General features: G+C 62.2%; 9 protein-coding genes. All 9 read right to left on the reverse strand.

The window, feature by feature from the left end; translation table 11 throughout:
• Nucleotides 1–3: 3 nt before the first annotated feature.
• Nucleotides 4–2385, reverse strand: coding sequence for a phenylalanine--tRNA ligase subunit beta (pheT, locus tag ACVOMH_RS13130; protein WP_481552241.1), 2382 nt, complete (start codon nucleotides 2383–2385; stop codon nucleotides 4–6).
• A 124-nt stretch (nucleotides 2386–2509) separates the two neighbouring features.
• Nucleotides 2510–3505, reverse strand: coding sequence for a phenylalanine--tRNA ligase subunit alpha (gene pheS, locus ACVOMH_RS13135; RefSeq protein ID WP_054657699.1), 996 nt, complete (start codon nucleotides 3503–3505; stop codon nucleotides 2510–2512).
• A 200-nt stretch (nucleotides 3506–3705) separates the two neighbouring features.
• Nucleotides 3706–4065 carry a 50S ribosomal protein L20 gene (rplT, locus tag ACVOMH_RS13140; RefSeq protein WP_054657697.1) on the reverse strand — a complete coding sequence of 120 codons (360 nt, stop codon included), beginning with the start codon at nucleotides 4063–4065 and terminating at the stop codon, nucleotides 3706–3708.
• Nucleotides 4066–4075: 10 nt separating this feature from the next.
• Nucleotides 4076–4273 carry a 50S ribosomal protein L35 gene (rpmI, locus tag ACVOMH_RS13145; protein ID WP_002811096.1) on the reverse strand — a complete coding sequence of 66 codons (198 nt, stop codon included), beginning with the start codon at nucleotides 4271–4273 and terminating at the stop codon, nucleotides 4076–4078.
• A gap of 282 nt (nucleotides 4274–4555) precedes the next feature.
• A complete protein-coding gene (gene infC, locus ACVOMH_RS13150; RefSeq protein WP_083468393.1) occupies nucleotides 4556–5128 on the reverse strand; it encodes a translation initiation factor IF-3 in 573 nt (190 codons plus the stop codon).
• 20 nt (nucleotides 5129–5148) lie between these two features.
• Nucleotides 5149–7050 carry a threonine--tRNA ligase gene (gene thrS / locus ACVOMH_RS13155; protein ID WP_481552242.1) on the reverse strand — a complete coding sequence of 634 codons (1902 nt, stop codon included), beginning with the start codon at nucleotides 7048–7050 and terminating at the stop codon, nucleotides 5149–5151.
• Between the two features lie 250 nt (nucleotides 7051–7300).
• On the reverse strand, nucleotides 7301–8581 hold the full coding sequence (locus tag ACVOMH_RS13160) for an XVIPCD domain-containing protein (RefSeq protein ID WP_481552243.1): 1281 nt from the start codon (nucleotides 8579–8581) through the stop codon (nucleotides 7301–7303).
• Nucleotides 8582–8636: 55 nt separating this feature from the next.
• A complete protein-coding gene (locus tag ACVOMH_RS13165; protein WP_481552244.1) occupies nucleotides 8637–9347 on the reverse strand; it encodes a hypothetical protein in 711 nt (236 codons plus the stop codon).
• Between the two features lie 513 nt (nucleotides 9348–9860).
• Nucleotides 9861–10409: a DUF4189 domain-containing protein gene (locus ACVOMH_RS13170; protein WP_481552245.1), complete on the reverse strand. Its 549-nt coding sequence runs from the start codon at nucleotides 10407–10409 to the stop codon at nucleotides 9861–9863.
• Nucleotides 10410–10543 lie beyond the last annotated feature (134 nt).

The following is a 10543-nucleotide window of genomic DNA, read 5'->3' on the forward strand; positions in this document are numbered from 1 at the left end:
GCCTCAGCCACGGATCTTCGCACCGTGTTCGCGCTCGATCGCAGCCACCACCCCGGTGACCACTGCATCCACGTCGCGGTCCGTCAGAGTGCGCGACTTGTCCTGCAAAATCAAGCCCATAGCCAGACTCTTGAACCCCGGCTCGACCCCCTGACCGACGTACCGGTCGAACAGCACCACCTCGCGCAGCAGCCCACCCCCGGCCTGACGGAGAGTGGCCGACAACGCCGTCCATTCCACCTGCTCGGCAACCACCACGGCAAGATCCCGGCGCACCGCCGGGAAGCGTGACAGCTCAACGGAGCTGGGCAGGCTGCGCTGCACCAGCGGCACCAGATCCAGCTCAAAACCGAGCACATCCACGTCGATCTCCATCATCTTGGCCACGCGCGGATGCACCTGGCCGATCCAGCCGATGCACTGACCGTCACGCCAGATATCGGCCGAACGCGCCGGATGCGCATAGACACGCTGCGAGGCGCGGAACTCCAGCACGGCACCGGAGGCTGCGGCCAGCGATTCCAGATCACCTTTCAGATCATGGAAATCCACCTTGCGCGCCTTCTCGCCCCACTGCAGCGCGGCCGCATCGCCGCACACCGCCGCGGCCACACGTACGGTCTCGATCGGTGCCGGCTTGTCATCGCCAGCCTGCGTTTCGAACACGCGACCGATTTCGAACAGACGCACGCGCCCGGCCTGACGGGCCACATTGCGCCCCAGCGTGGCAACGAGGCCCGGCAACAGCAGCGGACGCATCACCGCCAGCTCGGCCGACAGCGGGTTGGCCAGCGCCACCAGCCCCTCGCTCTGGCTCCACTGCGCAAGCAGCTGCGCGTCAACGAAGGCGAAATTGATGGTTTCCAGCATTTCGCGCGCCACCAGCTGACGACGCACGCTCACCTCATCCAGACGGGCTTCGCTCGGCATCGCGATACGCGCGGCGCCGCCCGGCAAGGTGGTCGGGATGGCTTCGTAACCGTGGATACGCGCCAGCTCTTCAATCAGGTCCTCTTCGATGGCGATATCGAAACGACGGCTCGGACCCGTGACGCTCCAGCCATCCGCCACGGCATCGACATGCATGCCCAGCGCACGCAGGATGCGTTCGACCTCGGCGTCTTCAATCTGGATGCCGAGCAGGCGCACGATGCGGGCGCGACGCAGCAGAATCTTGGCGGCGACCGGCAGATCAGCTTCGCGCACCGCTTCAGTCACCGGCGCCGGCGTACCACCGGCCAGATCCAGCAGCAGGCGGGTGGCGTATTCGATGGCGATACGCGGCAGCTGCGGATCGACCCCGCGTTCGAAGCGGTGCCCGGCATCGGTATGCAGGCCCAGCTGGCGCCCCCGCCCCATGATCGCGGCCGGCGCGAAATGCGCAGCCTCCAGGAACACGGCCGTGGTCGCATCGGTGACGCGGGTATCAAAGCCGCCCATCAGGCCGGCCAGGCCGACCGGACGGTCAGCATCGGTCACCACCAGGAAGCTGTCATCCAGCGCGGCGTCGCGACCGTCCAGCAGCTTGAGGGTTTCCCCGGCGCGCGAACGGCGCACGGCAATCGGGCCCTTGAGCATATCCAGGTCGTAGGCATGCATCGGCTGGCCCAGTTCCAGCATCACATACTGGGTGATATCCACCAGCAGGGATACCGGACGCACGCCACTGCGGCGCAGGCGCTCGGCCATCCACAGCGGCGTGGGCGCCGCGGCATTGACGCCTTCGATCACCCGTCCCAGGTAGCGCGGCGCTTCAGCACCGGCGTCGAGCTGGATGTCCAACTGGCGTGTGCCCTGAGCCGTGACGGCATCGGCCGCGAATGGCTTCACTTCGCTACGGGTGGCCGCCGCCACGTCGAAGGCGATACCACGCACGCTGAAGCAGTCGGCGCGGTTCGGTGTCAGCTTGATCTCGATGCTGGCGTCCGGCAGGCCAAGGTATTCGACCAGCGTGACGCCGACTGGCGCGTCATCCGGCAGTTCCAGCAGGCCGGACGCGTCGGTGTCCAGGCCCAGCTCCCTGGCCGAGCACAGCATGCCGTTGGACTCCACCCCACGCAGCTTGGCCGGCTTGATCTTCAGCTCGCCGATCTGCGCACCGACCATGGCCAATGGCGCAACCAGCCCCGGGCGCGCATTCGGCGCCCCGCACACGATCTGCAACAGCTCCCCCTGACCGGCGTCAACCTTGCACACCTGCAGGCGGTCGGCCTCCGGATGACGCACGGCCTCGACGATGCGCGCCACCACCACGTTGTCCAGGCCATCGCCCAGCGCCGTCACGTCTTCGACCTCCAGACCGATGGCGGTCAGCACCGCGCTGAGTTCGTCACGCGAGGCCGTGGTCGGTACGTGGCTGCGCAGCCAGCTTTCAGAGAATTTCATGTCTTTACCTTGAGGGGAGGCGCACCTCCCGTTGCGGTTTCTTTTATTGATGCCCAGCGCTTGGCGCCCGGAGCGGATCAACGTTCAGATGCGGCCGAGCAGGGCCCGGCACTCCAGCCCTGGGTCAGGCGAACTGCTTGAGGAAGCGGACGTCGTTCTCGAAGAACGCGCGCAGATCGTTCACCCCGTAGCGCAGCATCGCGAAGCGCTCCACGCCCAGGCCGAAGGCGAAGCCGGTGTAGCGCTCCGGGTCGATGCCGACCGACTTGAGCACGTTGGGGTGGACCATGCCGCAGCCCAGCACTTCCAGCCAGCGGGTGCTGCCATCCGGCTGTTGCCAGGCGATGTCCACTTCCGCCCCCGGTTCCACGAACGGGAAATAGCTCGGGCGGAAACGCATCTCGAAATCGCGCTCGAAGAACGCGCGTACGAACTCGGACAGCGTGCCCTTGAGGTCGGCAAAGGTGGAGTGCTCGTCCACCAGCAGGCCTTCGACCTGGTGGAACATCGGCGAGTGGGTCTGGTCGCTGTCGCTGCGATACACCTTGCCGGCGGCGATCATGCGCAGCGGCGGCGTGTGCTCGCCCATGTAGCGCACCTGCACCCCGGAGGTATGCGTGCGCAGCAGACGACCGTCACCGAAGTAGAAGGTGTCGTGCATGGCGCGCGCCGGATGGTGCGGCGGAAAGTTCAGCGCCTCGAAGTTGTGCCAGTCATCTTCGATTTCCGGGCCTTCGGACAACTCGTAGCCGAGGCGCCCGAAAATCTCGGTGATCCGCTCCAGGGTGCGCGTGACCGGATGCAGCCCGCCACGCTCGCCATGACGGCCCGGCAGGGTGACATCGATGCTCTCGGAGGCAAGCCGCGCATCCAGTGCCGCCTCTTCAAGCACAACCTTGCGCTCGGCCAGCGCCGAGGAAACCGCGTCACGTGCGATGTTGATCGCCTCCCCCGCCGCCTTGCGTTCCTCGGCGGGCAAGGCCCCAAGCTGCTTGAGTTGCGCAGTGATGCTGCCACTTTTGCCCAACAGCGAAACACGCAGGTTTTCCAGCGTTTCCGGGCTCTGCGCCGCAGCCACATCGGCCAGCGCCTGCGCAGTCAGGGATTGGATGTCACTCATGGGATCGACGAAACCTCTGGCCGGCCTGCCTACGCGGTGCGCGCCGGGCCGACCCCCGTCGCCACCAGTAGCTGATCGCCGCGCAACCATCGGCAGCAGCAACCAGCACAAAAAAGAATGGGGAAGGACTTGCGCCCTTCCCCATGCATTGTCTCACCACAGCCATTGCGCGTGAACGCTACAACTGCTGCGGGAAGGACTTATGCCGCCAGTGCGCCCTTGGCCTTTTCTGCCAGAGCGGCAAAACCGGCTGCGTCGTGCACGGCGATATCAGCCAGAACCTTACGGTCCAGGGTGATACCGGCCTTCAACAGGCCGTTCATGAAACGGCTGTAGCTCAGGCCGTTGATGCGGGCAGCCGCATTGATGCGGGTGATCCACAGCGAACGGAAATTGCGCTTCTTCTGCTTACGGCCAATGTAGGCGTACTGCTGTGCCTTGATGACTGCCTGCTTGGCAACGCGGAAGACCTTGCGACGGGCGTTGTAATAGCCCTTGGCCAGATCCAATACTTTCTTGTGGCGGCGGCGCGCCTGCACACCACGCTTTACTCGTGCCATGGTTCAGTCCTCAGAGGTAGGGAAGCATACGGTCCAGACGGCCTGCGTCTTCTGCGCGGACGTGATTCGTCTGACGCAGGTTACGCTTCCGCTTGGTCGCTTTCTTCGTGAGGATGTGGCTGCGGTTGGCATGACCGCACTTGTACTTGCCGGAGGCGGTCTTGCGGAAACGCTTGGCCGCCGCCCGGTTGGTCTTGATCTTGGGCATCGCTATGTCCTTGATGGTCTCTTTTCACTGACTGGGCGGTGGTTTTACCCACACTTTCCGTCCCTGCCCTTGTCTGTTTAAAGCCCGCACTCCCACTGGAGGCAGGCAGGTCCTGGGTGAAGCAAACAACAAACCCGGCGAACCGGGCCGCCCATTATGCCGCCCTCGCCTGCCACTTGCAATCACAGGCAAGCAGATCGTGAAGCGTAACAACTGGCACGGTGCAGAACGACCCACTTGCCCGTCCACCCAGCTGACGGGCGACACGGAGCCGCCGCAGCCTTACTTCTTCTTCGGCGCGATCATCATGACCATCTGCCGACCTTCCAGGCGCGGACGGGACTCGATCACGATGTCTTCCCCCAGATCAGCCTCGAGCCGGTTGGCCATTTCGCGGCCCAGCTCCTGATGGCTCATCTCGCGACCACGGAAGCGGATATTGACCTTGATCTTGTCGCCATCCTCCAGGAAACCGCGCATCTTGCGCAGTTTGATCTGGTAGTCGCCCTCGTCGGTGACCGGACGGAACTTCACTTCCTTGATTTCGACCTGCTTGGTCTTCTTCTTGGCCTCGTTGGCCTTTTTCTGCGCTTCGAACTTGAACTTGCCGAAGTCCATGATCTTGCACACCGGCGGATCAGCCTGCGGCTGGATCTCGACTAGGTCCAGACCTTCTTCTTCGGCCATCGACAGCGCTTCGTCGCGCGACAACACGCCAACCATCTCTCCGTCGCTGCCGATCACGCGGACGCGCGGCACACGGATTTCCTGGTTGCGGCGGTTCTGTTTGTTGTCAGGGGTACTGATATTGCAATCTCCGAATGGACTTAGAACCGGCCCTGAGGAACACTCCATCAAGGCCGGGGCTCTACTTATTACTTCACTTCAGCGTGCAGCCGCTCGATAAAGGCCTGGACCGGCATCGACCCAAGGTCCTCACCGGACCGCGTACGTACCGCCACGGCCCCATTCTCCTTCTCGCGGTCACCCACGACCAGCAGATACGGTACGCGCTGCAGCGTATGCTCACGAATCTTATAGCCGATCTTTTCGTTGCGCAAATCGGCGTCCACCCGGAACCCTTGATCCGCAAGGGTTTTGCGAATCGCCTGAACGTATTCAGCCTGTGCATCGGTGATGTTTGCCACCACAACCTGCACGGGCGCCAGCCAAGTCGGGAACGAGCCGGCGTGGTGCTCGATCAGGATGCCCAGGAAACGCTCCATCGAGCCGACGATGGCCCGGTGCAGCATCACCGGGTGCTTCTTCTGGCTGTTTTCATCCACATACTCGGCACCCAGACGGCCCGGCATCATGAAGTCGACCTGCATGGTGCCCAGCTGCCAGGTACGACCGATGGCGTCCTTCAGGTGGTACTCGATCTTCGGGCCGTAGAAGGCGCCCTCACCCGGCAACTCCTGCCATTCCACGCCGCAGCTGGAAAGCGCCGAGCGCAGCGCGCCTTCGGCCTTGTCCCAGGTGGCATCGTCACCCAGGCGCGATTCCGGGCGCAGGGCGATCTTGATCTGGATCTCGTCGAAGCCGAAGTGCCGGTAGACCGCCAACGCCTGCTGGTGGAACGCGGTCACTTCCGATTCGATCTGGCTCTCGGTGCAGAACACATGGCCGTCGTCCTGGGTGAAACCGCGCACGCGCAGGATGCCGTGCAGCGCACCGGATGGCTCATTGCGGTGGCAGGAACCGAATTCGCCGTAACGGATCGGCAGGTCGCGATAGCTATGCAGGCCCTGATTGAACACCTGCACGTGACCGGGGCAGTTCATCGGCTTCACCGCATAGGTGCGCTTCTCCGATTCGGTGAAGAACATGTTGTCCTGGTAGTTGTCCCAGTGGCCGGACTTCTTCCACAGGCTCACATCCAGGATCTGCGGGCAGCGCACCTCACCGTAACCGCTGTCGCGGTAGATCTTGCGCATGTACTGCTCGACCACCTGCCAGATCGACCAGCCCTTCGGATGCCAGAACACCAGGCCCGGCGCCTCTTCCTGCAGATGGAACAGGTCCTGCTGCTTGCCGATGCGGCGGTGATCGCGCATCTCGGCTTCTTCGATGCGCTTGATGTAGGCCTCAAGCTGCTTCTTGTCGGCCCACGCGGTACCGTAGATGCGCTGCAGCTGCTCGTTCTTGGCATCACCGCGCCAATACGCACCGGAAATGCGCATCAACTTGAACGACTTCAGGAAGCGCGTGTTCGGCACGTGCGGGCCGCGGCACATGTCCACGTATTCCTGGTGGTAGTACATGCCCATCGCGGTGACGTCATCGGACATGTCTTCGATCAGGCGCAGCTTGTACTCCTCGCCTCGCGCCTTGAAGATCTCGATCACTTCCGCACGCGGCGTGACCTTCTTGATGACGTCGTAGTCCTGCGCGATCAGCTCGCCCATGCGCTTCTCGATCGCCGCCATGTCTTCCGGCGTGAACGGGCGCTCGTTGTAGATGTCGTAGTAGAAGCCTTCGGCGATGACCGGACCGATCACCATCTTGGCTTCCGGATACAGCTGCTTCACCGCATGGCCGACCAGGTGGGCGCAGGAGTGGCGGATGATCTCCACGCCCTCCTCGTCCTTGGCGGTGATGATGCGCAGTGCCGCATCGTGGTCGATCACGTCGCAGGCATCGACCTGCACGCCATCAACCACACCGGCGATAGTGGCTTGGGCCAGGCCCGCACCGATGGACTGGGCCACGCCCATGACGCTGACCGGGCTTTCGAATTGACGGACGCTGCCGTCTGGAAGAGTGATGTTGATCATGGATTCACCTGGAGTCGAGGCCCGCCACGCGGACCTGGAAGCCCGCCTCACAGCGCGACTTCAACGGGATTTGGTCAATAAAAAAGCGCCACAAAGGCGCCTGCAACGGGCTGTGGCAATGAATCAGCAGTAGGCGATGGTAGTGCTCATGTCACACACTCGACCGGCGCTTTGCGCGGGCCACCTGAAAACGGAGTACGGGCGGGATTCTAGCGCAATCCCGCCCTTCACGCCCCATGCCCGCCAGCCGCTACCTCGCCAGGGGGCGGGCCTGTTCCTGCTGGCGATCGGCAGTCAGCTGCTCATCCCGCCCCTGTTCGACCTGCGCCAAACGCAAGCTGCTCTGCTCCAGAGGTTGCTGCACCGCCTGTTGGCGTTCGACGAACACACGGCGCATCGCCGGGTCGTTCATCTCGCCCTGCACCGCGATCAGCCCCTTGCCATCCTGGCTGGCGACCACGTGGTCGATGCGACTCAGACCACCGCCCCGCGCCTCCAGCGCCATCTGTCCGGCGGCATTTACCAAGGCCCGACGATCCTGGAAACCAGCCTGCGGCGACAATGCTTCCAGCTTGCCCAGCGCCTCCTGGAACAGCCGATTGCCGGGATGGGCCGGATCGGACATCAGTGCGGCGCCCTGCCCCTGCTCCTGCGACTGGCCCAGCGCACGCAGCTTGCCCAGTGTCGCAGGCCCGGCGATGCCGTCAGCATGCAGGCCCTGGCCGCGCTGGAACTGTTCGACCGCGTCCACAGTGTGGTTGCCGTAATCGCCATCGGCGCGCAGCTCGCGCCCCTGCTGATCACGGATTCCCTGTGCACGCAGCATCTCCTGCAACTCACGCACCGACTCGCCAGCCTCACCCTTGCGCAGCACACCATCGGCCAGCGCATCGGCCCCCGCCGCAACTGCTGGGCTGACCCTTTGGCCCACTTCACCACGCCCCAAACGGTCCATCACCTCCGGAGTCAGCTTGCGCTCCCAAGTCTCGAACCGTTCCTTGCGGTCATCCAGACCATTGAACCCGCCGTTGATTGCAAGGGTCGCCGCCCGTACGTCCTCACGCGAAGCTGCCGGCACGCGGGTCTCCCAATACCACACCGCGATCCGGGCTGCGTTTTCCGGCTGCGCTGCCAGTTCGGGGTGTTTGACCAGGTCCAGGTCCAGCGCTTCCCCGGCCTTCGCGTAATTCTCTTTACCCGTCAGCTGGATGTAGCCGCGACCACGGTATAGATAGCCATCACCGGGCTGGTTGTTTCCCATGCGACCGCCGTACATCAGCTCACCGAGCGCTTCGGGATGGCCGCGCAACGCCTCCAACCGGGCCGCCTCCAGTGCCCCAGGGCCCTGGCGCATGGCCGATGCCACCGGAATCTGCGAAATGTTCCGTGTATAGCGGAAACCCTCTTCCAGCCGGCTCAGCCCGTTGGACTCGTGGCCGACCTGGGCCATCAAGTTGGCCAGCTCGCGCGGCGAAGTGATGCCCGCCTGCGTGGCCTGCTGCAACAACTGCGTCTCCCTATCCTTTGACATGGTGAAACTCCTGATTGGCTTGCCTTGAACAACCCCGCCTCCAGGCGAGGCGCGATTACGGCAACGTCACCGCCGGCACGCTGGACGGATCGAAATCCTCGAACCGCACCTTGCCGAGTTCGGCTGCCGTGAAATCCTTTTTGTTTTCCGCATCGGTCTCGGTATCGATGACCTGTCGGCTTACCCCTTCCAACCACCATGCCTTGTCGGCAGGTGCATAGCGGAACGTATACGAATCGGTCCAGCGCTCACGACTGCCACCGCTATTGACCAAGGTGAAACTACCCGAGGACACGCGCGCATAACCGAACGGATCGCCCATCACGCCGCCGCAGGCGGAGCACGGCACCAACTTGCTATTGCGAGCGGCCAAGTGCCATTTCCCATCCGTTCCGTCCAGCACCAGCATCACGATGCGGTTAGGGCCATTTTCGCCAGTCGCCAGATTGCCTGGGGCCGGTGGATCAATGACCAGCAGGGCATCTTCGACACCGTCACCGTTGAGGTCGCCCTTAATGGTTTCCAGCAGTCTCGCCCCTGCGGGCACAAACGCCTTCGCGCTGTCCTTGACCTCGTTACGTCCCATTTCCATAGGTTCCGACTCCTTCGATTGCATATTCGAATCACTCGCCACCTGCGGTGGCGTTGCTGCCGAATTCTCTGTCGCGATCGCCAATCCACCTACCACCGCGAGCGGCTGGGAGTGGCAGCCCGCGGCAACTGGAGAGGAAAAAATCGCCCCTAAGACAGCCGGAAGATATTTCATGAACAAGAACCCTCCTTTTTAAAATTTATTAAACAACCACATTAATCACAAGAAAATAATAAATAGGGAAAATCTATGCCACCAGAGTGACCGAGACTGAAATAAACGGACCAACACCTAACGCACTACAAAACGCCACCCAACCTCCAACACAATTATGCATCGGCCACGCCGCCAACCTACAAATACCCCATGAAACTGCAGAGACCACCCTAGAATAATATAGCCACCATCAGCGGTGCAGTCAGAATCAAGTTGGCAAAAGTAGAACCAACGACAGCAGAATGCCTCAACCAACTCGCCATTAAGCTACCGGACACTTCAATCGCCGGCATGTCACTCTTAATACGCAGCATTCAGAACTACGTCAACAAAAGTCCAGACACCGAGAGCGATGAAGCCTCTACCGCAAGATCATCCCCTTAGAACGCACTTTGCGGAGACCTTCACAAATCGAGGTGCAACCTTAACAAAAATACCAGAACCAAAATTCATTAGCCTTGAAACAGAAAATCAAAAATACTCGAATTGGGGCTCAGTGCAATTCGTGTGAACGACCTCACACTCCGTCCCACCCTCATCATTGCAGAACTGCCTCGCTAAAACAGAAGCAGCACCGACAGTTTCACTACTAGCGTAACCCGTTTTCTGAACCCCAATAACGGAAGTAGCAATTGCCGCGCATTGATTCTTATAGCTCAGCAGCACTCTACAGTCAGAAGCGCCTTGATTTTCACAGCGCTGAACTGCGTCATTTATAGCATCCCTTTTACGACGCAACCCCAATGCAATTCCAACCTTCCCATTGCTCGCCATTGAAATGGCACCCCAGGTTTTTATCCACCTTCCGCTCGGCCTGGACTCTCCTACGCCAGAGCCAGAAGCCGGAATTGGCGCACATCCCTGTACACCCTGCCCACCTATCGGATATGACCCGGGGGGACATCCACCCTCAGCAGAAACCTGCCCGGGAAATAGCGTCAATAGCGCAATAATCGCGATAGAAAACAACAATTTACAAAATGCAAAATGGAAAACTCGACCGCGCATATCCACCCCCATTAATCGTTACTCGCCATTCCACGCCGACCAGCCGGGGGGGGGGGGCGGGCCCGCCGGCCGGGGCCCCGGGGCGGGGGGGGGGGGGGGGGGGGGGGGCGGCGGGGGGGGGCGGGCGGGGGCCCCGGGCGGGGGGG

It is taken from the genome of Stenotrophomonas sp. STEN013 (assembly GCF_056760355.1).

Bases quoted from the DNA above. Each gene is read 5' to 3' on its own strand.
- ACVOMH_RS13160 (WP_481552243.1), bottom strand. From the start codon at position 8,581: ATGTCAAAGGATAGGGAGACGCAGTTGTTGCAGCAGGCCACGCAGGCG.
- pheT (WP_481552241.1), bottom strand. From the start codon at position 2,385: ATGAAATTCTCTGAAAGCTGGCTGCGCAGCCACGTACCGACCACGGCC.
- ACVOMH_RS13165 (WP_481552244.1), bottom strand. From the start codon at position 9,347: ATGAAATATCTTCCGGCTGTCTTAGGGGCGATTTTTTCCTCTCCAGTT.
- infC (WP_083468393.1), bottom strand. From the start codon at position 5,128: ATGGAGTGTTCCTCAGGGCCGGTTCTAAGTCCATTCGGAGATTGCAAT.
- thrS (WP_481552242.1), bottom strand. From the start codon at position 7,050: ATGATCAACATCACTCTTCCAGACGGCAGCGTCCGTCAATTCGAAAGC.
- ACVOMH_RS13170 (WP_481552245.1), bottom strand. From the start codon at position 10,409: ATGGGGGTGGATATGCGCGGTCGAGTTTTCCATTTTGCATTTTGTAAA.
- pheS (WP_054657699.1), bottom strand. From the start codon at position 3,505: ATGAGTGACATCCAATCCCTGACTGCGCAGGCGCTGGCCGATGTGGCT.
- rpmI (WP_002811096.1), bottom strand. From the start codon at position 4,273: ATGCCCAAGATCAAGACCAACCGGGCGGCGGCCAAGCGTTTCCGCAAG.
- rplT (WP_054657697.1), bottom strand. From the start codon at position 4,065: ATGGCACGAGTAAAGCGTGGTGTGCAGGCGCGCCGCCGCCACAAGAAA.